The 25,234-nt window shown below is 70.6% G+C and carries 26 protein-coding genes; 15 read left to right on the plus strand and 11 right to left on the minus strand.

Annotation, left to right across the window (positions count from 1 at the left end; translation table 11 throughout):
* Nucleotides 1-13: 13 nt before the first annotated feature.
* The 5 genes from KM427_RS12490 (at nt 14) to KM427_RS12510 (ending at nt 5,115) form a co-directional block, all read left to right on the plus strand.
* Complete coding sequence (locus KM427_RS12490) at nt 14-811, plus strand: 2-keto-4-pentenoate hydratase (RefSeq protein ID WP_286674387.1); 798 nt, start codon at nt 14-16, stop codon at nt 809-811.
* Nucleotides 812-815: 4 nt separating this feature from the next.
* On the plus strand, nt 816-1,718 hold the full coding sequence (locus KM427_RS12495; RefSeq protein ID WP_215527387.1) for an acetaldehyde dehydrogenase (acetylating): 903 nt from the start codon (nt 816-818) through the stop codon (nt 1,716-1,718).
* A 121-nt stretch (nt 1,719-1,839) separates the two neighbouring features.
* A complete protein-coding gene (gene dmpG, locus KM427_RS12500; protein ID WP_215527388.1) occupies nt 1,840-2,931 on the plus strand; it encodes a 4-hydroxy-2-oxovalerate aldolase in 1,092 nt (363 codons plus the stop codon).
* A gap of 205 nt (nt 2,932-3,136) precedes the next feature.
* Nucleotides 3,137-4,129, plus strand: coding sequence for a hypothetical protein (locus KM427_RS12505; RefSeq protein ID WP_215527389.1), 993 nt, complete (start codon nt 3,137-3,139; stop codon nt 4,127-4,129).
* Nucleotides 4,024-5,115 (plus strand): hypothetical protein, encoded by a 1,092-nt coding sequence (locus KM427_RS12510; RefSeq protein ID WP_215527390.1) that lies wholly within the window; start codon nt 4,024-4,026, stop codon nt 5,113-5,115. The genes KM427_RS12505 and KM427_RS12510 overlap by 106 nt, the downstream gene beginning before the upstream one ends.
* Nucleotides 5,116-5,147: 32 nt before the next feature.
* Here KM427_RS12510 and KM427_RS12515 read toward each other — a convergent pair whose 3' ends face one another.
* Nucleotides 5,148-5,699: a hypothetical protein gene (locus KM427_RS12515; protein ID WP_215527391.1), complete on the minus strand. Its 552-nt coding sequence runs from the start codon at nt 5,697-5,699 to the stop codon at nt 5,148-5,150.
* Nucleotides 5,666-5,986, minus strand: a complete 321-nt coding sequence (locus tag KM427_RS12520) for a hypothetical protein (RefSeq protein WP_215527392.1) — start codon at nt 5,984-5,986, stop codon at nt 5,666-5,668. Before KM427_RS12520 ends, KM427_RS12515 begins: the two co-directional genes overlap by 34 nt.
* Nucleotides 5,987-6,162: 176 nt before the next feature.
* On the opposite strand from KM427_RS12520, the gene KM427_RS12525 reads away from it, so the two are divergent.
* Nucleotides 6,163-7,392, plus strand: coding sequence for a DUF222 domain-containing protein (locus KM427_RS12525; protein WP_215527393.1), 1,230 nt, complete (start codon nt 6,163-6,165; stop codon nt 7,390-7,392).
* A 7-nt stretch (nt 7,393-7,399) separates the two neighbouring features.
* Here KM427_RS12525 and KM427_RS12530 read toward each other — a convergent pair whose 3' ends face one another.
* Nucleotides 7,400-7,603 (minus strand): DUF6186 family protein, encoded by a 204-nt coding sequence (locus tag KM427_RS12530; protein ID WP_215527394.1) that lies wholly within the window; start codon nt 7,601-7,603, stop codon nt 7,400-7,402.
* Complete coding sequence (locus tag KM427_RS12535; RefSeq protein ID WP_215527395.1) at nt 7,600-8,217, minus strand: hypothetical protein; 618 nt, start codon at nt 8,215-8,217, stop codon at nt 7,600-7,602. The genes KM427_RS12530 and KM427_RS12535 overlap by 4 nt, the downstream gene beginning before the upstream one ends.
* Before the next feature lie 209 nt (nt 8,218-8,426).
* On the opposite strand from KM427_RS12535, the gene KM427_RS12545 reads away from it, so the two are divergent.
* From KM427_RS12545 to KM427_RS12570, 6 genes are all read left to right on the plus strand, one after another.
* Entirely contained in the window at nt 8,427-9,899 is a 1,473-nt protein-coding gene (locus KM427_RS12545; RefSeq protein WP_252275333.1) for an FAD-binding oxidoreductase, read from the plus strand.
* Between the two features lie 87 nt (nt 9,900-9,986).
* Complete coding sequence (locus KM427_RS12550; protein WP_215527398.1) at nt 9,987-10,379, plus strand: VOC family protein; 393 nt, start codon at nt 9,987-9,989, stop codon at nt 10,377-10,379.
* A 190-nt stretch (nt 10,380-10,569) separates the two neighbouring features.
* On the plus strand, nt 10,570-11,736 hold the full coding sequence (gene hsaA / locus KM427_RS12555) for a 3-hydroxy-9,10-secoandrosta-1,3,5(10)-triene-9,17-dione monooxygenase oxygenase subunit (protein WP_183594981.1): 1,167 nt from the start codon (nt 10,570-10,572) through the stop codon (nt 11,734-11,736).
* Between the two features lie 72 nt (nt 11,737-11,808).
* The gene (gene hsaD, locus KM427_RS12560) at nt 11,809-12,654 is read left to right on the plus strand and encodes a 4,5:9,10-diseco-3-hydroxy-5,9,17-trioxoandrosta-1(10),2-diene-4-oate hydrolase (protein ID WP_252275335.1); all 846 of its coding nucleotides are present in this window, start codon (nt 11,809-11,811) and stop codon (nt 12,652-12,654) included.
* On the plus strand, nt 12,651-13,553 hold the full coding sequence (hsaC, locus tag KM427_RS12565; protein ID WP_252275337.1) for an iron-dependent extradiol dioxygenase HsaC: 903 nt from the start codon (nt 12,651-12,653) through the stop codon (nt 13,551-13,553). Before hsaD ends, hsaC begins: the two co-directional genes overlap by 4 nt.
* 44 nt (nt 13,554-13,597) lie before the next feature.
* On the plus strand, nt 13,598-14,296 hold the full coding sequence (locus KM427_RS12570) for a flavin reductase family protein (RefSeq protein WP_246391483.1): 699 nt from the start codon (nt 13,598-13,600) through the stop codon (nt 14,294-14,296).
* Nucleotides 14,297-14,363: 67 nt separating this feature from the next.
* Here the strand turns inward: KM427_RS12570 and KM427_RS12575 are convergent, their stop codons facing one another.
* The 7 genes from KM427_RS12575 to KM427_RS12605 form a co-directional block, all read right to left on the minus strand.
* The gene (locus KM427_RS12575) at nt 14,364-15,005 is read right to left on the minus strand and encodes a hypothetical protein (RefSeq protein WP_215527400.1); all 642 of its coding nucleotides are present in this window, start codon (nt 15,003-15,005) and stop codon (nt 14,364-14,366) included.
* A complete protein-coding gene (locus KM427_RS12580) occupies nt 15,002-16,357 on the minus strand; it encodes an MFS transporter (RefSeq protein ID WP_215527401.1) in 1,356 nt (451 codons plus the stop codon). The genes KM427_RS12575 and KM427_RS12580 overlap by 4 nt, the downstream gene beginning before the upstream one ends.
* A 68-nt stretch (nt 16,358-16,425) precedes the next feature.
* Nucleotides 16,426-17,559 carry an NAD(P)/FAD-dependent oxidoreductase gene (locus KM427_RS12585; protein WP_215527402.1) on the minus strand — a complete coding sequence of 378 codons (1,134 nt, stop codon included), beginning with the start codon at nt 17,557-17,559 and terminating at the stop codon, nt 16,426-16,428.
* A gap of 271 nt (nt 17,560-17,830) precedes the next feature.
* Nucleotides 17,831-18,802, minus strand: coding sequence for an acyl-CoA dehydrogenase family protein (locus tag KM427_RS12590; protein WP_215527403.1), 972 nt, complete (start codon nt 18,800-18,802; stop codon nt 17,831-17,833).
* A 13-nt stretch (nt 18,803-18,815) separates the two neighbouring features.
* Nucleotides 18,816-19,688 carry an acyl-CoA dehydrogenase family protein gene (locus tag KM427_RS12595; protein WP_183594987.1) on the minus strand — a complete coding sequence of 291 codons (873 nt, stop codon included), beginning with the start codon at nt 19,686-19,688 and terminating at the stop codon, nt 18,816-18,818.
* Complete coding sequence (locus KM427_RS12600; protein ID WP_215527404.1) at nt 19,685-20,965, minus strand: acyl-CoA dehydrogenase family protein; 1,281 nt, start codon at nt 20,963-20,965, stop codon at nt 19,685-19,687. The genes KM427_RS12595 and KM427_RS12600 overlap by 4 nt, the downstream gene beginning before the upstream one ends.
* Before the next feature lie 114 nt (nt 20,966-21,079).
* Nucleotides 21,080-22,585 carry a FadD3 family acyl-CoA ligase gene (locus KM427_RS12605; protein ID WP_215527405.1) on the minus strand — a complete coding sequence of 502 codons (1,506 nt, stop codon included), beginning with the start codon at nt 22,583-22,585 and terminating at the stop codon, nt 21,080-21,082.
* A 21-nt stretch (nt 22,586-22,606) separates the two neighbouring features.
* On the opposite strand from KM427_RS12605, the gene KM427_RS12610 reads away from it, so the two are divergent.
* The 3 genes from KM427_RS12610 to KM427_RS12620 are packed head-to-tail and all read left to right on the plus strand — an operon-like array spanning nt 22,607 to nt 25,195.
* A complete protein-coding gene (locus KM427_RS12610; RefSeq protein ID WP_252275340.1) occupies nt 22,607-23,803 on the plus strand; it encodes an acyl-CoA dehydrogenase family protein in 1,197 nt (398 codons plus the stop codon).
* Complete coding sequence (locus KM427_RS12615) at nt 23,803-24,606, plus strand: SDR family oxidoreductase (protein ID WP_183594991.1); 804 nt, start codon at nt 23,803-23,805, stop codon at nt 24,604-24,606. Before KM427_RS12610 ends, KM427_RS12615 begins: the two co-directional genes overlap by 1 nt.
* Nucleotides 24,599-25,195: a TetR/AcrR family transcriptional regulator gene (locus KM427_RS12620; RefSeq protein ID WP_183594992.1), complete on the plus strand. Its 597-nt coding sequence runs from the start codon at nt 24,599-24,601 to the stop codon at nt 25,193-25,195. Before KM427_RS12615 ends, KM427_RS12620 begins: the two co-directional genes overlap by 8 nt.
* The last annotated feature ends 39 nt before the right edge of the window (nt 25,196-25,234 follow it).

The following is a 25,234-nucleotide window of genomic DNA, read 5'->3' on the forward strand; positions in this document are numbered from 1 at the left end:
CTACTATCGTCCCGTGACCAACCAGGACGCCATCGCCGCAGCGGTCGATCGACTGGCCGAGGCCCAACGCACCCGGGTGCCGTGCGCGCCGGTGCGCGACCTCATCGGGACCGACGACCTCGACGCGGCGTACGCCGTGCAGCAGGGGCTGGTCCGGGCTCGCATCGACGGCGGCGTGACCGTCGTCGGCCGCAAGATCGGTGCGACCTCCGAGGCCGTGCAGAACCAGCTCGGCGTGGACCAGCCCGACTTCGGCTACCTGCTCAGCGACATGGACGTCAGCGCCGACGACCCCATCTCCATGCGGACGCTGGTGCAGCCCCGGGTCGAGGCCGAGGTCGCGTTCGTGCTCGCCCACGACATCGACCCGCCTGGTGGGGCCGAGATCACCCTCGACGTCGTACGCGCCGCCGTCGACGTCGCCCTGCCGGCGCTTGAGATCGTCGACTCGCGCATCGCCGACTGGGCGATCACGTTCACCGACACCGTCGCCGACAACGCCTCCAGCGGGCTCTTCGTGGTCGGCACCGAGGGCATCCCGCTCGATCGGATCGAGCCGCGCGACGTCACCATGTCGCTGACCGTCAACGGCGAGGAGCGCTCGGCCGGCACCGGCGCCGCCTGCCTCGGCGACCCGCTGGAGGCGCTGCGCTGGCTCGCCGTCCAGGCGCAGCGGTACGGCGACCCGTTGCGTGCCGGCCACCTGATCCTGTCCGGGGCCCTGGGCCCGTTCGTGCCGTTCGCCCCGGGGGACCGGGTCGACGCGTCCATCAGCGGCTTCGCGCCGCTGAGCGTCACCTTCGAGGAGTAATCTGATGTCCAAGCTGAGTGCGGCGATCGTCGGGCCGGGCAACATCGGCACCGACCTGATGTACAAGCTGCTCCGGTCGGAGGTGATCGAGCCGCGGTGGATGATCGGGGTGGATCCGGCGAGTGAGGGGCTGCGGCTGGCCCGCGACCAGGGGTTGGAGTCGACGCACGAGGGCGTGGACTGGCTGCTGAAGCAGGACGAGGTGCCGGACCTGATCTTCGAGGCGACCTCCGCGTACGTGCATCGCGAGTACGCGCCGCGGTACGAGGAGGCCGGCATCCGCGCGGTCGACCTCACTCCGGCCGCGATCGGGCCGGCGGTGATCCCGCCGGTCAACGGCGAGGAGCACGTGGGTGCGATGAACGTCAACATGATCACCTGTGGCGGCCAGGCGACGATCCCGATGGTGGCGGCCGTCTCGCGGGCCGCGGCCGTGTCGTACGCGGAGATCGTGGCGTCGGTCTCCTCGGTCTCCGCCGGCCCGGGCACCCGCGCGAACATCGACGAGTTCACGCGGACGACGTCGCGTGGGGTGACCGAGATCGGGGGTGCGGTGGAGGGCAAGGCGATCATCATCCTGAACCCGGCCGAGCCGCCGATGATCATGCGCGACACGATCTTCTGCGCGGTGCCGCCGGAGGCGGACCGGGACGCGATCGTGACGTCGATCCTGGCGATGGAGAAGGCCGTGCAGGAGTACGTGCCGGGCTACCGACTGCTCCAGGAGCCGCAGCTCGACGAGCCGTCGGAGGCGACCCGGGGGCAGCTGAAGGTGTCGATCTTCGTCGAGGTCGAGGGCGCGGGGGACTACCTGCCGCCGTACTCCGGCAACCTCGACATCATGACCGCCGCCGCCACGCAGGTCGGGGAGAACATCGCCCGCGCCCTGATCTCCAACGGTGGTTGAGGTGCGAAGGCGCTCTGCGCCTGAGCCTCGAAACCCCTCTGAACCGCAGGCTGACGGTGGTTGAGGTGCGAAGGCGCTCTGCGCCTGAGCCTCGAAACCTCCGGACCCGAAAGGCAACCTCATGACCGACATCAACGCCCTCACGCGCACCTGGTCCGGCACTCACGGTGACGACCCGTGGGGTGCGCTGGATCTGCGGTTGACCGACACCTGCTTACGCGACGGGTCGCATCACAAGCGGCACCAGTTCACCGCGACCGAGTGCCGTGACATCGTCGCGGCGCTGGACGCCTCCGGCGTACCGGTCATCGAGGTGACCCACGGCGACGGGCTGGGTGGGTCGTCGTTCAACTACGGGTTCTCCAAGACCTGGGAGCAGGAGCTCATCAAGGTCGCGGCCGAGACCGCGCAGCGCGCCAAGATCGCGTTCCTGATGCTGCCCGGGGTGGGCACCAAGGACGACATCCGCGCGGCGCAGGACAACGGCGGCCAGATCTGCCGGATCGCGACCCACTGCACCGAGGCCGACACCTCGATCCAGCACTTCGGGCTCGCCCGCGAGCTCGGTCTGGAGACCGTCGGCTTCCTGATGATGAGCCACACCCAGCCGCCCGAGGTGCTCGCGAAGCAGGCCCGGATCATGGTCGACGCCGGTTGCCAGTGCGTGTACGTCGTGGACTCCGCCGGTGCCCTGATCATGGAGCAGACCGCCGACCGGGTCGCCGCGGTGGTCGCCGAGATCGGCTCGCAGGCAGATGTCGGGTTCCACGGCCACGAGAACCTCGGCCTCGGCGTCGCCAACACCGTGATCGCCGCCCGCGCCGGTGCCACCCAGATCGACGGCTCCGTACGTCGTTTCGGCGCCGGGGCCGGAAACACGCCCCTGGAGGCGTTCGTCGGCGTCTGCGACAAGCTCGGCTGGACCACCGGGATCGACTTCCTCAAGATCGTCGACGCCTCCGAGGATGTCATCAAGCCCGCGATGCCCGAGGAGTGCCAGCTGGACCGGATGACCCTGATGATGGGCTACGCCGGGGTCTACTCCTCCTTCCTCAAGCACGCCGGCAACGCCGCCGACCGCTACGGCGTCTCCGGCGCCCAGATCCTCCTCGAAGCCGGCCGGCGGAAGCTCATCGGCGGCCAGGAGGATCAGCTCATCGACATCGCGCTGATGCTCAAAGCCCAGCAGGAGAAGGTGGCGGCGAACTCGTGAGCAGGTGCTGGTTGGTGGTGGTTCGGTGAGGCAATCGCGGCGTTATGACTCAGGTTCGGTTCGCTTAGTCTGCGCCGGGGACTTGTGTCTGGTCGATCGGGGTGAATGCGCCACTCGTTAGGGCCGTAGCCGTATGACCAGTTGTGTCGGTCCTGTGGGTCAGGATCGACATTGCTTCGGTTCGCGAGGAGAGGTGAGCCTGTAGGTGAATGAAGAGGACGAGGAAGTTCGAAGGGTTCGGTTCTTCGGCCCCAATGACCTGGCAACAGGCTGGTTCGCTCAGCGGGCGGTCGAACTCGCTGAACAGTTCGACCCCGCGAACGTGCCCACGAGCACCGTCGACATCCTCGAGCTGCACAACGTTCAGCAGTACCTGGAGCACGGCTTCCTGCCGCTGGCCTACAACGAGGAGCAACACGCCCTGGCGAAGGCACGCATCCCGCAGATTCGTGGTGCGGTCGCCCGATTCTTCTCGAGCGTCGACGATACGAATGTGGCGACCGTGATCGACGGTGTGGCAGGGGGCAGGCATGACTACCACGGCGACCTTCTCGAGCTCCTCGGTCGGAACAAGGCGTACGAGCGTTGCGCCGCCGCAACTGTTCTGCCTGCGCTCTCGGCGGCCGGGGTGCATCTTGGCGAGATCCTGGGGTGCAAGAGGCTGGTTCAGGCCTACGACGCCGAGGTCCGCGCGGAGTTACTGACCTCACCTCAAGGTGCCGAGCATGTGATGCGCAAGTACCTCCAGGAGGACGTGCGTGACGACATCCACCTTCCGCAGAGCTTCACCACAGAGGACTCTCGAGCACTTCTGGAGCAGTACATCGATGGGGAGGACGCCAATCCGAACTACGTCGGACTGATTGCGTCTGCCAAGGAGACGCCAGCGGCAGGAATTGACGCCCGGCTCAAGTTGCGCGCGAAGCGGCGTGGCGAGGAACAGAACGCGAAGTTCTTCGAGGACAACGACGGCATGAGGACCGGCTGCGAAGTGAGCATCACCGATCAGGAAGAACCGGCTGCCGCCGAGCTTGATGAGTCAGACGGTTTGGTGTGCCGCTACACGTACAGCCGGCGTTGGCTCGAGGAGACGTGCGACAACCCGAGCATCTTGAACAACTTCATCCCCACCTGTTCGAGTTCGTCGACCGGAATGCGCTTCTCGTCCTGCCGTCGTACCCGGCCAACCTGGGCGTGATGGAGCGGTTCATGGGGACGCCAGGAAGGACCGAGTACAGGACCGGCGCCGCTTTCCAGGCGACCGACATGAGCTCGCTCCTCCAGACCCGGCTGTACCACCACTTCTTGGAGTCCAAGGACATCGACATGGAGCAGGTGATCTCCTGGTTCTTCGAGGTGTACCTCGTCGAAGAGTTCCGGGCCGAGAACTTCTCCTTCACCCCGTCTGGCGCGGGAGCTTCTCATCTTCACAAGGTGCGGCATCTCTTCGCGGAGATGGAGAGCGTCGCGAGCCAGTTCAGCCTGTTCGCCAGGGACGGTGAACTCGACCGCGACCTGCTCGCCATGGGGTCAGAACAAGTTCGGTACAAGGACATGCCAAGCCTTCTTGATGGCAAGTACCTCTACTCGACTGAGACCGACGAGATCACGAGCATCCTGAACCTGCTGTTTTCCGACCAGGCATCCGTGAACTACATCAGCGAAGAGTTGCGAGGCGACAACGGGGCAATGCTCTTGTTGAAGAATGAGGTCGCGTATGACGACTTCCACGACTACCAGAAGCCGGCGATCGACCACCTGATCAAACTCGGGATAGTTGATAACGACGGAATCAGGGTGCAGCTGATCAACCCCGAGCAGTTCCTCATCCTGTCGGCTCTCTTCAACACGCAGTGTGCGAACTACTTCCGTCTCTCCGGCAGCGGCCGCGCTGTGGCCGACGGGATGGTTGCTAAGGGGTGGGTGGAACGACGGTCGTCGCTGCTATCGGAGGCCGAAGGAAGGTACTTCAACTACTTCCTCAACGCGGTTGACTTCAGCAACGGACCCGAATTGCGGAACAAATACCTGCACGGGTCACAAGTCAACACTGAGGGAGAGGGTGCGCACTTCCACACCTACATGATCGCGTTGCGGTTGACCGTGGCGTTGGTCATCAAGATGAACGACGACTTCTGCCTCGCCGCCGCTGAGAAGGCCGTCGTCGAAGCGGCTGTCACCTGACCGTGCGGCGGTCCCGACCGCGACGGTACGAACTACTCGCCGACGGCCTGAACCCCGGGGAGGGTGGTCGGAGGGAGCGGCCAGCCGTGCTTCGCGTGGATTCTCTGCACCTCGCCTAGGGCATGACTGCGGAGCGAGTCCATCTCATCCACTTTGTAGCCCTCCTTCCGGAACCGTCTGAGGTTGTGACCAAGGACGTCGGCCCAGGTCCAGTACGGCTGAGTGACTTCGAGGCGGCGATCGGGGGTGTCGTTGGGCAAAGAGTCACTCATCGCCTGTTGGGCGTAGGCGGAGCCCAGCGCCCTCTCGGCCTTCAGCCACGGGTCGAGTCCATCCCACCCCGGGTCGTCGGCGAGGGCGATGCCTGCGATACGGAGGTTGGCCAGGCGCTCACCGACAGGCTCCCGCGACGGATCGAAGCCGATTAGGCGCTGTACGGCGTCCTGCACCGGAGACCAGATCGCCGCCGCTTCCGCGCGCTTCGACAGTTCCAACGCCTCGGTCGAGCGCCGGTTGGACAGGATGGTGCTGGCGACAGCGACGACGACCGCTAGCCCGGAGAACACGAGCGCGATGACTTCCATGGGTGGATCGTGTCAGAGCGGCGCGGACGGACGGCGGCGTCCACGAAGGGCGGCGACAGGTCGATTTGGCGACCACTCGACTTCAGCATCCGGTCGACTAGCTCGTTGACCTGCTCCCGACTCAGCATCAGGTTGGTCCGCTCGGGCCGAACGTTGCGGGCCACGAACACTCGCGAGGGGTCGTTCATCCGGACTTCCTCGACCTCACGGACATCGACACAGACGGGCAACTGCGGAGGCGTGTCATTCTGGGCGAAGGGGGTCTGGAGCGCCGTCGTTCGCCTCATCGAGGGAACGGTGGCGCGAGCCTTGACGGTGACCCAAACATGTGATTGAATAGAGGCAGGTGCAGTAGTCCTTCGGTCGCACGACCGTCGCTCGTCTCGTGACGCGCTGGCATCGACGTTGAGTGAAGTCCCGTGTGGTTCCAGTCCCCGGGCACCCGTCGATCACAGGTGTGCGCATGTCCGAGGACCAGCTTCAGCTCCACCCGGTGCTTGCCGCCATGGGTGTGGTGGACGAGGCGCTGACGGATGTGGGCGACGTCGACCCGATGTACCTGTCGACCGCGGAGAAGAAGCAGGCGCTGCTCGGGTTGAGCTCGTCGATCGATCGGCTGGAGGAGCTGCGGATGCGGCTGCTGGCCACCGCGGACGACGTGGCCGAAGAGGACGGCGCGCGCGACGCGGCGGCGTGGCTGGCCCATCACGGACGACGCGACCGAGCCGAGTGTCGGCAGCGGCTTCGGTTGGGACGGGCACTGGCGGAGCGGGAGCGGACGGCACAGGCATTGCGCGACGGCGAGATCAACGTCGCCCAGGCGGGCGCGGTGGTGCGCGCGCTCGACGAACTGCCGGCCGAGATCGGCGGAGACGTCTGCGCCGCGGCGGAGGACCGGCTGGTGGTCGAGGCGGCGCGCTTCGGACCGCGGCAGCTGCGGATACTCGGCCGTCGAGTGGTCGACGTCGTCGCGCCCGAGGTGGCGGAGGGCCTGGAGGCTCGGCTGCTGGAGCGCGAGGAGGCGTCGGCAGCCCGACGTACGTTCCTGACGACGCGGCGCAACGGCGACGGCACCACGGACCTCCGCATCCGCGTCGCGGACCTCGTGTGCGACCGGCTGCTGACCTACCTGGAGGCGTTCACGACGCCACGACGTGGGGGAGCGACGTCGAGTGACCGGCGGCCCTACGAGCAGCGCCTGGGGGCTGCGTTCGGGGCGTTCCTCGAGTCCGTCGACCCCGGGCGACTGCCGCTCCACGGTGGCGACGCGACCACCCTGGTCGTGACCGTCGACCTGGAGGTGCTGCGGTCGGGCACGGGCGTGGCCTACGTCGGCGACGAGCCGATCTCGGCGGGCGAGGCCCGCCGGCTGGCGTGTACGGCGGGGATCCTGCCCGCGGTGCTCGGCGGTGCCAGCCAGGTGCTCGATCTCGGCCGGCTTCGCAGGCTGTACAGGGGCGGCCAGCGGAAGGCGCTGGGGCTCCGGTACCCGACCTGTGCGGCCGAGGGCTGTGACATCCCGGCCGCCTGGTGCGAGGCGCATCATGCCGGCGAGCCGTGGGCGAGCGGCGGCCGCACCGACCTGGCCGACGGGGTCCTCCACTGCTCCTTCCACCACCATCTCGCCCACGATCACCGCTACCGCACCGAGCGGATGCCGGACGGCAGCGTCCGGTTCCACCGGCGGACGTGAGGGCCGGTCAACGCTGCGTGACCCAGTGCCAGCCGAGCCACCACCATGCAAGGAGGAGCCCGAGCTGGGTGGAGCGACGGCGCAGCGCCCAAGTGACGACCTGTCCGAAGCTCGCCCACAGGCGGGGCGTCGCGAACGCGACGACCTCGACGGCGAGGGCGAGCCCGAGGACGCCGAGGTATGCCGCGACCGTGGCCACGTAGCTCGTCATCGCGCCCACGCCTGGATCCGCCGCAGCAGCCACCAACCGGCCAGCAGCCACAGCCAGAGGAAGCCGGTCCGCACGAGCTCGCTCTCGAGGAGCGGCTCGACGAGCGTGCTCAGCTCCGGGTGGTCGGGATCGTCGACGAGCGGCTGTGCGCGGTGCACGAACGACCAGAGCTCGACCAGCGCGAGGGCCACCGCGAGCGTCGGCCATACCCACCAGCGTCGCGGCACGGGCGCGGCGCGGGTGGGCTCGAGCGCCGGTCCGGGCCGCCAGGCCGCACGCAGCGCCAGCATGCCGACCAGCGCGCAGGCGATGTCGAGGGCGACCGAGGTCGGCGGCAGTGCGGCCATCGCGGCCGCGACGGCGAGGAGGGCGACGGCGGTCGCCCAGCGATGCCGGGGCGGAGCCGCCGGCGCGGCGGAGGTGGTCCGGAAGCCCCAACGGCCGGCGTCCGCATAGACGAGGGCGGCGGTGCCGCCGAAGAGCAGGATGTCCGGCAGGTAGCGGCGATGCACCATCGCGATCGTCGCCAGGACCAGGACCGGCAGCGTCGGCTCGGTGAGCAGGGTGCGGAGTCGGCTGGGTCGTCGTCCCACGACCTCCTCGCCGACCGTCACGTTGTCGAGGCTACGTCGGCCCGAACCCCTACGGTGAGCACGTGACGACCTGGACTCGGCCGCCAGCACCGACTCGACAGCCAGCACCGACTCGACAGCTAGCACCGACTCGACAGCTAGCACCGACTCGACAGCTAGCACCGACTCGACAGCTAGCACCGACTCGACAGCTAGCACCGACTCGACGGCTAGCGCTGACGCGACGAGCGGTGTTGGGGGCCGGGGCGCTGGGTGCGCTCGCGGCCTGCTCCTCCGACGGCGACTCGCCGACGCAGACGCCGAGTGGGCCGCCGAGCGGTTCAACGTCCGCGTCGCCGACGTCGAGCGGCAAGGTTCCGTGGGCACAGCTGCGCCGCAACGTCGCCGGCCAGCTCGCGCGGCCCAGCGACCCGACGTACGACCAGGTGCGGCTGCTCCAGAACCCCCGGTACGACGGCGAGCGTCCGCTCGCGGTGCTGTCGGTGGCGTCGGAGCAGGACGTCGCGACGGCGATCGCGTTCGCCCGCGACCACGACGTGCCGGTCGCGCTCCGGTCGGGTGGGCACAGCTATCCGGGCTGGTCCGGCGGTGGCTCGCCCCGAGCGCTGGTCATCGACTGCCGCCCGCTCGACCGGGTGACGCTCAACGGCGCCACGGCCACGATCGGCGCCGGGGCGGCGCTCGCCCACGTCTACCAGGAGATCGGCAGCCGTGGGCGGGCCATCGGGGGCGGTTCCTGCCCGACGGTCGGGATCGCCGGCCTCACCCTCGGCGGCGGGGTCGGCGTGCTCACCCGCGCGCTGGGGCTGACCTGCGACGCCGTCACGTCGATACAGGTCGTGACCGCCGACGGCCGGCTTCGCACCGCCAGCGCCGACGAGGAGCCCGACCTCTACTGGGCGCTGCGCGGCGGGGGTGGGGGACACCTGGGCATGGTGACGTCGTTCGAATTCGCGACGTCGACAGCGCCGACGATCAACACCGTCTACCTCGCGTGGCCGTTCAGCGCCGCCGAGCAGGTGATCGCGGCCTGGCAGCAGTGGGCGCCGAGCGCCGACGATCGGCTCTGGTCGACCCTCAAGGCCCTCGGCGGCGCGCAGCACCCGGGCCAGCCGACCCTGCTCCTCTCCGGCACCTGGGTCGGTCCTACCGCGGCCCTCGACGGCCAGCTCGCGGGGCTGCTCAAGGACGTGCCCGCGCCCACGACGCGCTCGGTGCACACCCGCGGCTACCTCGAGGCGATGCAGGCGTTCGCGGGGTCACCCGCGCGCGAGGCGTTCGCCGCCACCTCCCACGTGGCGTACGCCGAGCTCGACGCGCCGGGCATCGCGGACCTCGTCGACCGGGTGCAGGCGGCCCAGGACTCGGGCCTGAAGGAGGCCGGCATCTCGATCGACGCGCTCGGCGGCAAGGCCGGGGAGGTCGCACCCGGCGACACGGCGTTCGTGCATCGCACGGCGCTCGCGACCGTGCAGTACACCGCCACGTTCCCGCCGGGGAAGCCCGGCGACGCGGACGCGTTCGTGCGCGGCTTCCGCGACGCGATGCTCCCGCACTGGGGCAACCACGCCTACGTCAACTACGCCGACGCGACGCTGAAGGACTACCGGACGGCGTACTTCGGCGACAACGCCGACCGGCTCGCGCAGACGCGCGCGACGTACGACCCCGACGGCTTCTTCACCCAACCGCAGGACTACTGAGCCGAACTACTGAGCCGGACTACCGAGCAGGACGACTGGGCAGGAACCGAGTGGACGGCGGCCGGCCGGAATGGGCACCGTGTCGCCATGGCATCTCGACTCTCGAACTTCTGCTTCGACGCCCACGACACGTTCGCGCAGGCCCGGTGGTGGGGCCAGGTGCTCGACGACTTCGTCTTCGACCCGAGCGACACCGAGCCCGGCTGGAACCATGAGGGCGCCAGGGAGTCCGGGCTGGAGGGCCCCGACGACCGGTACCTGCTCTTCCTCAAGGTGCCCGAGGACAAGGCGATCAAGAACCGGGTGCATCCCTGCCTGCGCCCGACGGACCGCTCCCGCGACGAGGAGGTCGAGCGGATCCTGGGCCTGGGCGCGACGCTCGTCAACGACCTGCGCGACGGTGACAAGGGGTGGGCGGTGCTCGCCGATCCGGAGGGCAACGAGTTCTGCGTGCTCACCCGTTACCAGCCATCCGCCTGAAGGGCTGGGCCTGAAGGGCTGGGGCTGAAGTGTTGGGCCTGAAGGCCTCACCCTTCAGGATCCGTTCTCAGGCAAGTTCTGAAGGCAGGTTCTGAAGGCAGGTTCTGAAGGCAAGGCATCCCTGTCTCGACCGAAACAAGAACGTGTTCTAGTATTGCCTGGCAGTGCTTTTCACCTGACAGGAGATGCGATGTCCCAGGCTGTTCTCGACGGCGTCCGCGACCTGCTGCCCGGCATCCGGGAGCGGGCCGACGAGGCCGAGCGACTTCGCGTGGTGCCCGAAGCCTCGATCAAGGAGCTGGAGGAGGTCGGGTTCTTCCGGCTGCTCCAGCCGAAGCGCTTCGACGGCCTCGAGGCCGACCCCGTCGACTTCTACTCCGCGGTGCGCGACATCGCGGGTGCGTGCGCCTCCACCGGCTGGGTCTCCAGCGTGGTCGGCGTGCACCCGTGGCAGGTCGCGCTCTTCCCCGACGAGGCCCAGCAGGCGGTCTGGGGCGCCGACTCCACGACCCGGCTGAGCTCGTCGTACGCCCCGACCGGCAAGGCGACCGTCACCGACGGCGGCTACACGCTCTCCGGCAAGTGGAGCTTCTCCTCCGGCTGCGACCACTGCAGCTGGGTGCTGCTGGGCGGCCTGGTCTTCAACGCGGACGGCAACGTCATCGACTTCAAGACCTTCATGGTGCCGCGGGAGAACTACACGATCGTCGACGTCTGGCACATGGTCGGCCTCTCCGGCACCGGCTCCAACGACATCGTGGTCGACGAGGTCTTCGTGCCCGAGGCGTTCACGCTGAGCATGAGCGACACCGGCCGCTGCCTCGGCCCCGGTCAGGAGCAGAACACCTCCGACCTCTACAAGCTGCCCTTCCACTCGATCTTCACCGGCACCATCACCACGCCGATCATCGGCATGGCGCGGGGGGCGTACGCCGAGCACGTGGAGATGCAGCAGAAGCGGGTGCGTGCGGCGTACCTCGGCGAGAAGGCGTCCCTCGACCCGTTCGCCGCGGTCCGGATCGCGCGGGCGAGCTCGGAGATCGACGCGGCCTGGGCGCTGCTGGTCAACAATATCCGCGAGGAGCAGGCCCACGTCGCCAAGGGCGAGCAGATCCCGCTCGAGCTGCGGCTGCGGGTGCGCCGCGACCAGGTGCTCGGCACCCAGCGCGCCATCGACGCCATCGACTCGCTCTTCGAGGCCTCGGGCGGCCGCGCGCTCGCCACGGGCACCTACCTGCAGCGGGCCTGGCGCGACGCCCACGCGGGCCGCGTGCACGCCGCCAACGACCCGGAGCGGGCGCTGCAGATGTACGGCGCGCATCAGTTCGGCCACAAGGTCGACCCGGGGATGTACTGACCGATGGCGGACTTCTCCCAGGAGAGCACCCGCCGCTCTGCCCAGGTGAAGGCGGGGTCAGTGAAGGCAGGGTTGAGCGAGACCACCCTCAACTACTACGAGGCGGGGGCCGCGACCGCGATCGGCGGCGGCCTGCCGCTGGTCATGCTGCACGGCGGGGGGCCGGGGGCGTCGGCGTGGTCGAACTTCGGTACGGCGCTGCCGAGGTTCGCCACGTCGTTCCGGACCCTGCTGGTCGACCAGCCGGGCTTCGGTGGTTCGGACAAGCCACCCGTCGTCGGCAACTACTACCGGTTCGCGGCCGAGCACGTCGTCGCGCTGCTCGACGAGCTGGGCATCGAGCGGGTGCACCTGCTCGGCAACAGCCTCGGCGGCGGTACGGCGATGCGGCTGGCGCTCACCCACCCCGACCGGGTCGGGCGGCTGGTGCTGATGGGTCCGGGCGGGCTCTCGCTCAACCTCTTCCACGCCGACCCCACCGAGGGCGTGCAGCGGCTGATGGACTTCGGGGCCGACCCGACCCGCGAGCGTCTGCGCGCGTTCATCGCGACCATGGTCGTCAACCAGCAGCTGGTCACCGACGAGCTCGTGGAGGAGCGCTTCGCCGACGCCACCGCGCCGGCAGCCCTGGACGCGATGCGCTCGATGGGGATGTCGTTCTGGAACCCCGAGACCGCCGAGGACGGCATGCTCTGGCGCGAGGCCCATCGGCTGCGCAAGCACACGCTGCTGACCTGGGGCCGCGAGGACCGGGTGAACCCGCTCGACGGCGCGTTCGCCGCGCTCAAGCTGATCCCGAAGGCGCAGCTGCACGTCTTCCCCAACTGCGGCCACTGGGCGCAGATCGAGGCCGCGGACGAGTTCGCGGAGGTCTCGACCGCCTTCCTGGCTCGCCACGTCGAAAGGACGAAGCAGTGACCATCGACATCAAGTCCATGGGCTACGTCCGCGTGGCCAGCACCGATCTCGAGCAGTGGAGGCTGTTCGCGGGCAAGGTGCTCGGTCTCGCCGAGGGGCGGGGTCCGAACCCGGACCACCAGTACTGGCGCATCGACGAGGTCTCGGCCCGGCTCGTGGTCTTCCCGGCCGACGTCGACCAGCTCTCGTGCGTCGGCTGGGAGGTCGCCGACCACCGCGCCCTGCAGGAGGCCCGCGAGCACCTGCAGAAGGCCGGCGTCGAGTTCGAGGAGGGCGCCCAGGCCGAGCTCGACGAGCGCCGGGTGCAGGAGCTGGTGCGGTTCACCGACCCGTTCGACAACGTCTTCGAGCTCTTCCACGGCATCACCTACGAGTCGCGCCCGGTGGTCACGCCGTACGCCGCGAAGTTCGTCACCGGCGACCAGGGCATGGGTCACATCGTGCTGCCGGTGACCGACGACGTGGAGGCGCTGCGGTTCTACGCCGACGTGCTCGGCTTCCGGCTGCGCGACTCGATGAGCATGCCGGGGGAGTTCGTCGGCAAGGCGCCCGGCTCGAAGGTGTGGCTGCGCTTCCTCGGGGTCAATCCGCGGCACCACTCGCTGGCCTTCCTGCCGATGCCTAACCCGTCGAAGTGCGTGCACATCATGCTCGAGGTCGACGAGCTCGATCACGTCGGCCGTGCGCTGGAGCGGGTGCGCAAGCACCAGGCGCCGCTGTCGGCGACCCTGGGCCGGCACATGAACGACGAGATGATCTCGTTCTACGTCAGGTCGCCGGGCGGCTTCGACGTCGAGTTCGGCACCGACGGGCTCACCGTCGAGGACGCGAAGTGGGTCGCGCGGGAGTCGACGGCCGTGTCGTACTGGGGACACGACTTCAGCGCCGGAGCACAGTGAGACCGGGTGCGGCCGATGTCGCCGGGAGTGGGAACATCGATCTCATGAGCTCGGAGCCCAGTGACGAGATCCAGGGGGGTCACGAGATCCCGGAGGGGCACGGCATCCCGGAGGGGATGAGCCCGGACGCCAGGGAGACCTGGCCCAGCCCGGAGCTGATCATCTCCTGGCTCGGCGACCAGGAGGTCGACTTCGAGTTCCGGCCGGGCGAGGACGTCGCCGTCCACGACGACCCGGAGGCGGTGTACGCCGCGCGGCGGTTCCGGGACGTGCTGGGCCGCTTCGCCTCGGGCGTGACCGTGGTCACCGCCATCAGCAACGACGCCCCCGTCGGCCTGACCTGCCAGTCCTTCTCGAGCGTGTCCCTCGACCCGCCGCTGGTGCTCTTCATCCCGGCGAAGACGTCGCGGGCCTGGCCGCTGATCCAGCGGTCGGGGAAGTTCTGCGTGAACCTGCTCGGCGCCGACCAGGCCGAGCTGTCCAACACGATGGCCAGCCGCGGCACCGACAAGTTCGCCGAGGTGAAGTGGTCGCCCGCGCCTCAGACCGGGTCGCCCCTGCTCGACGGCGCGATCGCGCACATCGACTGCTCGATCCACTCCGTGCACGAGGCCGGCGACCACTACGTCGTGATCGGCCGGGTGCTCGACCTGATCACCGACGACGGGGTCGAGGGCTCCGACGCAGACCTCGACCCGCTGCTGTTCTACCGCGGGCAGTACCGGACGACCGACCCTCGCTGAGAGTCTTCCGCTGAGGGAGTTACGTCGGCCGGCCGACGAAACTCCCACGTCCGTCGGAGCGGCCCCGTCACACCAGGTCGCGCACCCGTGCGACCAGGGAGTCGACGACCGCCTGGCTGACCGCCGCCTGCACCTGAGCCTCCAGGGCCGCCTGGTCGTCGAGGTTCGCCAGCAGGGCGTGCAGGTCGAGGTCCTCGATGGCGCGGGTGAGGACGTCGTCCATCGGGAGCGCCGCGTCGACGACCGAGTCCGGGACGGCGCGGATCACGGCCTCGAGGACGCCGTTGAGGTCGGCCGTGTCGAGGGCCTCGTCGACCAGGTCGGAGGTCGCCGGCAATGTGCCGTCCCCCTGCATCCGGGCGACCGCGGCCAGCAGCCCGTCGCGCAGGGCGTCGGCCTGGTCGTCGGCCCGGTCGTCGGCCTGGGCGTCGGCCTGGGCACCCGCGCCGCTCCGGGCGAGCTCGAGCGTGAGCGCCTCGCGACTGGTGCCCAGGGTGCAGGCGGCCTCGTCGAGGCCGATCAGCACGAGCTGCTCGGTGAGCGCCTCGATCCCCTCGGACTGCGACGTGACGTCGCGCACCACGCAGGGGTCGGCCGGGCGGAGCGGCTCGAACTGGCCGCCGCCGTACGCGAGGTGGACGGCGAGTACGCCGCCGACCAGGGCGACGGCGACGGCCGGCAGCCCGAGGGCGGAGAGCCGGGGGCTCACGCCGGCCGCCGGCGGTGGGGCGCGATCACGGTGAGCAGGGCGAGGAGGGCGAGGGCCGCACCGACGAGGAAGGAGGTCCGGAAGGCGTGGGTCGCGGCGCGCTCGAGCTGCGCGTCGAGGTCGCGCTCCAGCTGGGCCGCGGCGGGCCGGACCTCGGGCCCGAAGTCCGCGGTCGCGAAGGCGTGGTGGAGGTCGGGCACCTGGCCCTGCTGGTCGGTGAGCTCGGCGCCGAGCGCCTCGGCGAGGGACACCTTGTCCTGGGCCGGCATCGGGGCGTCGAGCACCAGCGCCGTGATCGCCTCCTGAGCGGGGACCTGGGCGTCCTGGAGATCCGCGGTGAACACCGGCGTCAGGATCACGAGCCCGACGACGACACCGAGGTGCCGCGCGCCGATCGTCCAGCTCGCGTGCTCGATCCGCGGCAGGCGCAGGTGCATCGCCTGCGCGGTCAGCTGGTCGATCGTCAGGCCGAGACCGAGACCGATCAGCGCCTGCGGGGCCACGGTCCAGGCGAGGTCGGCCGAGGGCAGGAGCGCGAGACCGGCCAGCCCGCCGGCGACGAGGAAGCAGCCCACCGCGACCTCGACCTCGGCCGACGGGTGCAGGAGCCGGGCGAGCGGCCGGGCGGCGAGGGCCGCGACCGGCACCACCGACACGGCCAGCGCCGCGGTCGCCGGCGAGTGGCTCCAGCCGTTGACGAGGAGCAGCACCAGCAGGAAGAGCGCGGCGGTCAGCGCGGCCGAGAGCAGCGCCAGGGTGAGGTTGGGGCGTACGGCGGGCCGGTGCCGGACGGTGGCGGGTGCCGGCGTCGGGAGCGGCCCGGTGCGCACGGCGAGCGCCGCCGGCACCGCCAGGACGGCGAAGGGCACCTGCACCACGAAGATCGCCTGCCACGAGAACGCCTGCGTGAGCAGTCCGCCCGCGACCGGTCCGGTGGCGGTGCCGATCACGCCGGCGGTGATCCACGTGGCGATGCCGCGTCGCTCGCCGTAGAGCGCCACCAGGAGCTCCAGGCAGCCGACCAGCGCGAGCGCCCCGCCGAGCGCCTGCACGCACCGGGCCGCGATGAGCACCTCGATCGACTGCGCCACCGCGCACCAGGCCGAGGCGGCCGCGAAGATCGCGATGCCCACCGCGCCCACGACCCGCGGCTGCACCCGGGCGAAACCGACGGCCGTCGGCACCGCGGCGAGCCCGAGCACCAGGTTGAACGAGATCAGCACCCAGGCGACCTGCGCGACGGTCGTGTCGAGGTGCACGAGGATGTCGGGCAGCGCGAGCGTGACGATCGCGGAGTCCGCGAGCACGAGCGCCACGGTGACCGCGAGAAGGGGAGCCACGGCGCGACGCACCCGACACATCCTGTCAGGCCGGTCGGAGGGGCGGGCGCGACGCGCGCAAGAGCCGCTGAGGCTCGGGGCTACGGCGCCCAGTCCGCGCCGAACCAGCGCCGGGCCCGGTCGGCGCCGAACGCCGCCTTGTCGCGGACCAGGTCGACCGACGGGCCCTCCAGGGTGCCGACCGGCGGCCGGCCACTGACGAAGGTCACGTCGACCTTCGCGACCCGGTGCTCGCCGAACTCCAGGTAGCAGACGCCGCGGCCGTCGTACGTCGCGCCGCTCGACGCGCCGCGAGCCCGGGCGACCAGCTGCGCGGCGACGATGGCCGCCTGTCCCTCGGCGAAGACGCCGGCCTTCGGGGTGCCGACGCTGGTGACATCGCCGACGGCGTACACGTCGTCGAACCGGGTGCGCAGGGTCAGCGGATCGACGGGGATCCAGCCGTCCTCGGCGAGCCCGGACTCGACGACGACTCGCGGCGCCCGGTGCACGGGCACGGCCAGCAGCAGGTCGAAGGGCAGCTCGCCACCGTCGGCGAGCACCGCTCGACCGGGCTCGACCGAGCGCACCAGGGCGCCGGGGTGCCACGCGATGCCGCGGCGCTCGAACTCGGCGAGCAGCGCCCGGGAGGCGTCGGGCGCGGGCGGGATCGGTGCCGGGAGCGGCATCGCCAGCGCCACCGACGAGCGGTCGAGCAGTCCGCGCTCGCGCAGGTGGTCGTGCACCAGGAGCGCGGTCTCGCTGGGTGCCGGCGGACACTTGAACGGCGTGGACGTCACCGCGACGACGACGTCGCCACCCGGGAAGTCCGCGAGCACGTCGCGCAGCGCGAACGCGCTCTCCTCGGTGTAGAACTCGTGGCCGTGCTCGACCAGGCCCGGCGTCGCGGCCGGGTCGAGGTCGGCACCGAGCGCGACGACGAGCACGTCGCACTCGAGGGTGCCGGCGTCGGTCTCGACACGGCGCGCCGCCGGGTCGATGGACAGCACGGTCGCCGGGAGGAAGTGCACCTCGGGGTGCGCGAGGTCGGCGTACCGGTGCACGACCTGGTCGCGGGTGGTGCGACCGAACATGACGTCGAGCTTGGAGAAGCCGAAGACGAACCCCTCGCTCCGGTCGACCAGGGTGACCTCGACGGAGTCGCCGGCCTCGGCCACCAGGGTGGTGGCCAGCTCGAGCCCGCCGAAGCCGGCTCCCAGGATCAGGACTCGCACGACCGCAACCTAGCTGCGGCCGCCCCGGGCTAGGGGCGTTGTGCGGGCGGTCTGGTCAGATCTGGGTACGTCGCGGGTTGGCGACCGAGCCCGGGAACGAGCTGGCGGCGGCGGTGGGCTGCGCGTTCTGCTTCGTCATGGCCTCAGGCTAGGACCGCGCGTGCCACGCTCCGGCAACGGCCCTGCCACAGGGTGGCAACAGTGTGACGGGGGACATGTGGCGTGGGTCACGAGCGGTGCGCTGGGGGATCTCGCCCCGACCGGTCCCGGCTCAGAGCGCGACGGCCCGGCGGTGCTCCTCGGCCGACCCGAAGAGCTGTCCGAGCGCGTGCGCGCGCTTGAAGACGAGGTGGGCGTCGTGCTCCCAGGTGATCGCGATGCCGCCGTGCAGCTGCACGGTCTCGCCGGCGATCCGCGACAGTGCGTCGGTGCAGTAGGACTTCGCGACATGGGCGAGCTGGTCGGCGTCGTCGGCGTGCGTGGCGACGGCGTACGCCGCGGCCCAGGCGGCCGAGCGCGACATCTCCGCGAGCACGAGCATGTCGGCCATCCGGTGCTTGAGTGCCTGGAAGGAGCCGATCGGGCGGCCGAACTGCACCCGTTCCCTGCTGTACGAGACGGTCATCTCGAGCGCCCGGGCGGCGAGCCCGGCGGCCAGCGCGGCGCAGCCCACGGCGCCGACCTGTCGCGCCCGCTCGCGCGCAGCACGACCGTCGCCGATGCGGGTCGCCGCGGCGAGGTCGGCGCGCACCGTCGCGAGCCGGATGGTCTGGTCCATCGACGGTGTCCAGGTGCGCTCCGCGCGCGCCGGATCGAGCTCGAAGAGCCCGTCGTCGGTGGCGACCACCAGGACGGCGGCCAGATCGCCGTCGAGGACGTCGACGGCCTCCGGCCCCTCGGCGTACGCCGCCACCTCGCCGGCCGCGATCCGCGGCAGCAGTCGCGCCTGCGCGTCGTCGTCAGCGCCGGCCAGCAGCGCCTCGGAGGTCACCAGCGACGACAGCAGGGGAGTGGGCGCCAGCGAGCGCCCGAGCTCCTCCAGCACCACCGCGCTCTCGAAGAGCGAGGCACCGAAGCCGTCGTGCTCCTCGGGGACGTTCAGCGCCGCCACGCCGATCTGCTCGCAGAGCGTGGACCACAGCGCCTCGTCGTACCGCTCGACGCGGGCGTCGGCGCGCTTGTCGAGCAGTGAGCGCACGGTCGCGGCGAGCTCCTGCTGCTCCTCGCTGAGGGCGAAGTCCATCAGCTCGCCCCCATCAGTCGGCACCGAGCTGCTGGAGGATCCGGGCCCGGTGGAAGTCGGGCGTGCCCCACGCGGTCACGAGGGCGCGGATCTTCGTCAGCCACAGGCTCAGATCGAACTCCTGGGTGTAGCCGATCGCGCCGTGCACCTGCAGGCCGGTGCGAGAGGCGAGGTACGCCGCGTCGCCGGCCGCGACCTTGGCGGCCGAGACGTCGACGGCGCCGAGCGCGGCGCCGAAGACGAGCGGCCGGGCGAAGTCGAGCGCGATCCGCACATCGGCCAGCGCGTGCTTGATCGCCTGGTAGGAGCCGATCTCGCGGCCGAACTGCTTGCGCTGCTTCACGTAGGTCACCGAGTCGGTCAGCACCCGCTCGCCCGCGCCGAGCAGCTGCGCGGCCGTCGCGAGCACGGCCAGGTCGAACGCCGGCCGGCTCGGCTCCCCGACGCCCGCGACGCGGAAGAGGTGCCGGGTCCGGTCGACGGAGCCGATCCGCTCACCGACCTCCTCGATGAGGGTCGATCCGACGTACACCTCGTCGGCGACGTCGGCGTCGAGCGCGTAGGGCACGTGCGGCGGCACGGCCACCGTGGCGACACCCTCGATCTCACGTCCGAGCGCGATCGGGAGGTACGCGGCGGACTCGACCCACGGGCCGGGGACCGCGTGCCGGCCGAGTGCCTCGAAGGCGATCGCCACCTCGACCGGGGTCGCGTCGGTGGCCAGCGACAGCACGCCGAGCTCGGCCAGCCGCGACCAGAGCTTGAGGCCGGGGTCGTGGTCGCCCTCGGCCCAGGCGCGGGCGGCGGCGACGGCACCGGCGCCGGACAGCAGGGACTCGAGCGCGGCCGCGAAGTCGCGCTGATCGTCGTCGAGCTCGAACCTCATCGTGCCCCCTCCGATCGGCTGAGCCCCTTCGGCTCGCGCGGCAGGCCGAGGATCCGCTCGGCGACGATGTTGCGCTGGATCTCGTTGGTGCCGGCGTAGATCGGACCGGACAGCGAGAACGTGTAGCCGTCGAGCCAGCGCGACTCCACCTCGGCCTCGGCGCCGAGCAGGTCGAGCGCGGTCTCGTGCAGGGCCACGTCGAGCTCGGACCAGAAGACCTTGTTGACCGACCCCGCGGCGCCGATGTCGCCACCGTCGCGCAGCTTCGTCACCGTGCCCCAGGTGTAGAGCCGGTAGGCCTGGGCCTTGATCCAGGCGTCGACGACGCCCCGGGCGGTGGTTTCGAGGCTCGTCGCTGGCGCTCCTCGCACCTCAACCACCGCATCGGTGGTTGAGGAAGGCGCGCTAGCGCCTGCCCTTCGAGACGGTTGCTGCGCAACCTCCTCAGGAACCATCTCGAAACCTCCGTGCGCCCGGTAGAGGTCGACCAGCCGGTCGGCGGCGGCGCAGAACCGGCCGGGGGAGCGCAGCGACAGGCCGCGCTCATTGCCGGCGGTCGACATCGCGACCCGCCAGCCGTCGCCGGGCGCGCCGAGCACGTCGGAGTCCGGCACGAAGACGTCCTCGAAGAACACCTCGGCGAAGCCGGCCTCCCCGTCGAGCTGCGCGATCGGACGCACGGTGATGCCGTCGGCGTCGAGCGGGAAGAGGAAGTACGTCAGACCGTGGTGCCGGGCCGCCTCGGGGTCCGAGCGGAAGAGCCCGAATCCCCAGTGGGCGAAGGCCGCCCGCGACGACCAGGTCTTCTGGCCGTTGAGCACCCAGCCACCGCGCTCGTCGTCCCGCGTCGCGGTCGAGCGCAGCGAGGCGAGGTCGGAGCCGGCCTCGGGCTCCGACCAGCACTGCGCCCAGATCTTCTCGCCGGTGGCCATCGAGGGCAGGAAGCGGTCCTGCTGCTCGGGCGTGCCGTGGTCGAAGATGATCGGGGAGAGCAGGAAGATCCCGTTCTGGGAGACCCGTCCGGGCGCGCCGGCCCGGTAGTACTCCTCCTCGAAGATCACCCACTCCACGAGCGAGGCGCCCCGGCCGTGGTACTCCTCCGGCCACGACACGACCGACCAGCGCGCGTCGGTGAGCCGGCGCTCCCACTCCTGATGGGCGACGAAGCCCGCCGCGGTGTCCATCGACGGCAGCGGCTCGCTCGGCACGTTGGCCGCCAGCCAGGCCCGCGCCTCGGCCTGGAAGGCCAGCTCGGACTCGGACAGGGTCAGGTCCACGGTCAATCCTTCCTCTGCGGTGGTTTCGAGGCTCGCTTCGCTCGCACCTCAACCACCGTATGGGCTCGCTTCGCTCGCACCTCAACCACCGTGTGGGTTCGCTTCGCTCGCACCTCAACCACCGCGCAGCTCTGTCTTCAGGACCTTGCCGGACAGGTTCCGCGGCAGGGAGTCGACGACCGCGACCTGCCGCGGCACCTTGAAGTTCGCCAGCCGCTCCTTCGCGAAGGCGACGACCTGGTCGGGCTCGACGGTGTGGCCTGGGGCGGCGACGACGTACGCCTTGCCGACCTCGCCCATCCGCTCGTCGGGCACGCCGATGACGGCGACGTCGGCCACGCCCTCCATGCGGGCGAGCACCTGCTCGATCTCGGCGGGGTAGACGTTGAACCCGCCGGAGATGTACATGTCCTTGAGGCGGTCGGTGATCGTGAGGTTGCCGTCTTCGTCGAGGACGCCGATGTCGCCGGTGTGCAGCCAGCCGTCCGAGTCGATCGCCTCGGCGGTCGCGGCCGCGTCGTCGAGGTAGCCGAGCATCACGTAGTCGCCGCGGATCAGCAGCTCCCCGGCCCCGGAGTCCGATCGGGGCTCGGCGATGGCGATCTCCATGCCGGGGATCGCGCGGCCGCAGGTGGTCGCCACGGTCTCGGCGGAGTCGCCCTCGCGGCACATGGTCGCGACGACGGCCTCGGTCATGCCGAACGCCGTGACGACCTGGTCGATCGCGAGCCCGTCGGGTCCGGGGGCACGCATCCGCTCGATCAGCACGACCGGTACGACGGCGGCGCCGGTGACGGCGAGCCGCAGCGACGACAGGTCGCGCTCGGCGCGCCCGGGTGCGGTCAGCAGCGACTGGTAGATCGTCGGCGCCCCGGGTAGCACGGTGATCCGGGCGTCCTCGATCAGCCGCATCGTCTCGTCGAGGTCGAAGGTCGCCACCGGGTAGAGCGTCGCGCCGGTCACCAGACCGACGACGATGCCGACCTTGTAGCCGAAGGAGTGGAAGAACGGGTTGATGACCAGGTAGCGGTCGTCCTGCCGGACACCGCCGAGCTCGGCCCAGGCCCGCGCGGCGCCGATCGTCTGCCGGTGTGCGCTCATCGCGCCCTTCGACCGCCCGGTGGTGCCGGAGGTGAAGAGGATGTCCGCCACGTCGTCCGGCGTGACCTCCTCGTGACGCAGGCCCTCGCACGTTCGGGCCGCGCTCATCAGGCCGGCCATCGGGGTGATGACCTGGTCGTCGACCCCGGCGTCGCGCAGCTCGCGCACCTGATCGCGTCCGAGGAAGCCGTCGTGGACCACGACCAGCGCCGCGTCGGTGCGCTCGACGACGTCGGCCACCTCGGCCCCGACGTAGCGGGAGTTGACCGGCACCAGCACCCCGCCGGCGTACGACACGGCGAGCGCCGCCACGGCCCAGTCGATGCTGTTGGGCCCCCAGAGCACGATGCGATCTCCGCAGCACGCGCCGGAGTTGACGTAGACCTCGCTGGTGGCCTCGACGAGCCGCAGCAGCTCGGCGTAGGACACGATGCGGTCACCCTCGACGTACGCCGGATGGTCGCCGAAACGCTCCGCGGCGTCGCGGAGCAGCGCGGGCAGTGTGTTCGTACCAAGCATTTGCTTGGTACCCTATCACTCGTGGACCTGACCTACTCCGACGAGGACCAGGCGTTCCGTGCCGAGGTGCGGGACTGGCTCGAGGAGCACCTGACCGGCGAGTGGGCGGCGCTGCGCGGCCTCGGCGGCGCGGGCCGCGACCACGAGGCGCACGACGAGCGCGTGGCGTGGAACCGGCTCCTCGCCGAGCACGGCTGGACCTGCGTCGGTTGGCCGCAGGAGTACGGCGGGCGCGGGCTGAGCCTGACCCAGCAGGTGATCTTCCACGAGGAGTACGCCAAGGCCGACGCGCCCGTGCGCGTCAACCACCTCGGTGAGGAGCTGCTCGGACCCACGCTGATGGCCTTCGGCACGCCGGCGCAGCAGGAGCGGTTCCTGCCGCGGATCGTGGCCGTCGACGAGCTGTGGGCGCAGGGCTACTCCGAGCCGGACGCCGGATCCGACCTGGCCAACGTGCAGACCAAGGCCCGTCGCGACGGCGAAGACTGGGTCATCGACGGGCAGAAGGTGTGGACGTCCAACGCGCACTTCAGCCAGTGGGCGTTCGTCGTCTGCCGCACCGAGCCGGGTTCGCGGCGCCACCACGGGCTGTCGTTCCTGCTGGTACCGCTCGACCAGAGCGGCGTCGAGGTCCGGCCGATCGAGCAGCTCACCGGCGGCTCGGAGTTCAATGAGGTCTTCTTCACCGGTGCCCGCACCGACGCCGATCTGGTCGTCGGCGCACCGGGGGAGGGCTGGCGGGTCGCGATGGCGCTGCTCGGCTTCGAGCGCGGCGTCTCCGTGCTCGCCCAGGTGGTCGGCTTCGCCCGCGAGCTCGATGGCGTCGTCGACCTCGCGAGGGGCAACGGCGCGATCGACGACCCGGTCCTGCGTGACCGGCTCGCCGGCCTCAAGGTCGAGCTCGAGGTGCTGCGCCGCCAGGCGATGCGCGGCCTCTCCTCCGCGGCCGGGTCGGACTCCGCGGGTCCGTCGGTCTTCAAGCTGGTGTGGGCCGACTGGCACAAGCGGCTCGGCGAGGTCGCCATGGACGTGCTCGGCCCGGCCGGGCTGACGACCGCGACGGCCGACGGCGACGATGCCGGGTACGACCTGGACCGCTGGCAGCGGCTCTTCCTCTTCGCGCGGGCCGACACGATCTACGGCGGCAGCGACGAAGTGCAGCGCAACATCCTGGCCGAGCGCGTGCTCGGACTTCCACGAGAGCCCAAGGGAGCATGATGACCACCCACCGACCCGAGCAGCCCGCCCCCGCGTACGTCCCGGGCCACGACCTGCTCGCCGGCAAGGTCGTCGTCGTGACGGCCGCGGCCGGCGCGGGCATCGGCGCGGCCGTCGTACGCCGGGTGCTGGAGGAGGGCGCGAAGGCCGTCGTCTTCAGCGACACCCACGAGCGTCGGCTCGCGGAGGCCGAGGCGGCGCTGGCCGACGAGTTCGGCGCCGATCGGGTCCGCCAGCTGGTCTGCGACGTCACCGACGAGACTCAGGTGCAGGCCCTGCTCGACGCGGCCGAGGACTTCGGCGGCGTCGACGTGATGGTCAACAACGCCGGCCTCGGCGGCACCGCCTCCATCCTGGAGATGACCGACGAGCAGTGGAGCCGGGTCCTCGACATCACGCTGACCGGCACGATGCGCTGCATCCGTGCGGCGGGCGCCCGGATGGCGGCCGCGGGCCGGAAGGGCGTGATCGTCAACAACGCGTCGGTGATCGGCTGGCGCGCCCAGGAGGGCCAGGCGCACTACGCCGCCGCGAAGGCGGGCGTGATGGCGCTGACCCGCTGCGCCGCCCTCGACCTGGCGCCGCACGGCATCCGCGTGAACGCGGTGTCGCCGAGCCTGGCGATGCACCCGTTCCTCGCGAAGGTCACCTCCGACGACCTGCTCGCCGAGCTGAAGCAGCGCGAGGCCTTCGGTCGCGCGGCAGAGCCGTGGGAGGTTGCCAACGTGATGGTCTTCCTGGCGAGCGACTACGCGTCCTACCTGACCGGCGAGGTGGTCTCGGTGAGCAGTCAGCATGCCTGAGCAGTCGAGCGCCTCCCGCCGCGACGAGCTGCTGTCGATCGCAGCCGGACTCTTCGCGGAGAAGGGCTTCAAGAACACCACGGTCCGCGACATCGCCGACGCCGCGGGGATCCTGTCGGGCAGCCTCTACCACCACTTCGACTCCAAGGAGTCGATGGTCGACGAGATCCTGCGGACGTTCCAGGACGAGCTGTTCGCCGCGTACGACGAGGTGCTGGCCAGCGACGACGATCCCCGTACCAAGATCGAGCGCGCGGTGCGGCTGTCGTTCGAGTCGATCGACCAGCACCCGAACGCGGTCGCGATCTTCCAGAACGAGGCCGACTACCTCGGTGGCTTCGAGCGCTTCGGCTACCTCGCCGAGCGCAACGCCCAGTCGCGCAACGTCTGGATGACGCTGCTGACCGACGGCGTCGAGACCGGTGCCCTGCGGGCCGACCTCGACGTCACGCTGACCTACCGCTTCATCCGCGACACCGTCTGGGTCGCGGTGCGGTGGTACCGCCCCGGCGGCGGCCTCTCCCACGAGGCCATCGCCAACCAGTACCTGACCATCCTCTTGGACGGGATCGCACGAGACGGTGGTTGAGGAAGGCGCTCCGCGCCTGTCTCGAAACCACCGCAGGAA

The organism is Nocardioides sp. LMS-CY (assembly GCF_018732145.1).
In the GTDB taxonomy this organism is placed as follows: Bacteria; Actinomycetota; Actinomycetes; order Propionibacteriales; family Nocardioidaceae; genus Nocardioides; species Nocardioides soli.

What these genes read in the sequence shown, in the direction of transcription:
- KM427_RS12495 (WP_215527387.1), top strand. Translation starts at nt 816, where the DNA reads ATGTCCAAGCTGAGTGCGGCGATCGTCGGGCCGGGCAACATCGGCACC.
- dmpG (WP_215527388.1), top strand. Translation starts at nt 1,840, where the DNA reads ATGACCGACATCAACGCCCTCACGCGCACCTGGTCCGGCACTCACGGT.
- KM427_RS12515 (WP_215527391.1), bottom strand. Translation starts at nt 5,699, where the DNA reads ATGGAAGTCATCGCGCTCGTGTTCTCCGGGCTAGCGGTCGTCGTCGCT.
- KM427_RS12520 (WP_215527392.1), bottom strand. Translation starts at nt 5,986, where the DNA reads ATGAGGCGAACGACGGCGCTCCAGACCCCCTTCGCCCAGAATGACACG.
- KM427_RS12525 (WP_215527393.1), top strand. Translation starts at nt 6,163, where the DNA reads ATGTCCGAGGACCAGCTTCAGCTCCACCCGGTGCTTGCCGCCATGGGT.
- KM427_RS12530 (WP_215527394.1), bottom strand. Translation starts at nt 7,603, where the DNA reads ATGACGAGCTACGTGGCCACGGTCGCGGCATACCTCGGCGTCCTCGGG.
- KM427_RS12550 (WP_215527398.1), top strand. Translation starts at nt 9,987, where the DNA reads ATGGCATCTCGACTCTCGAACTTCTGCTTCGACGCCCACGACACGTTC.
- hsaA (WP_183594981.1), top strand. Translation starts at nt 10,570, where the DNA reads ATGTCCCAGGCTGTTCTCGACGGCGTCCGCGACCTGCTGCCCGGCATC.
- KM427_RS12570 (WP_246391483.1), top strand. Translation starts at nt 13,598, where the DNA reads ATGAGCTCGGAGCCCAGTGACGAGATCCAGGGGGGTCACGAGATCCCG.
- KM427_RS12590 (WP_215527403.1), bottom strand. Translation starts at nt 18,802, where the DNA reads ATGGACTTCGCCCTCAGCGAGGAGCAGCAGGAGCTCGCCGCGACCGTG.
- KM427_RS12595 (WP_183594987.1), bottom strand. Translation starts at nt 19,688, where the DNA reads ATGAGGTTCGAGCTCGACGACGATCAGCGCGACTTCGCGGCCGCGCTC.
- KM427_RS12605 (WP_215527405.1), bottom strand. Translation starts at nt 22,585, where the DNA reads ATGCTTGGTACGAACACACTGCCCGCGCTGCTCCGCGACGCCGCGGAG.
- KM427_RS12615 (WP_183594991.1), top strand. Translation starts at nt 23,803, where the DNA reads ATGACCACCCACCGACCCGAGCAGCCCGCCCCCGCGTACGTCCCGGGC.
- KM427_RS12620 (WP_183594992.1), top strand. Translation starts at nt 24,599, where the DNA reads ATGCCTGAGCAGTCGAGCGCCTCCCGCCGCGACGAGCTGCTGTCGATC.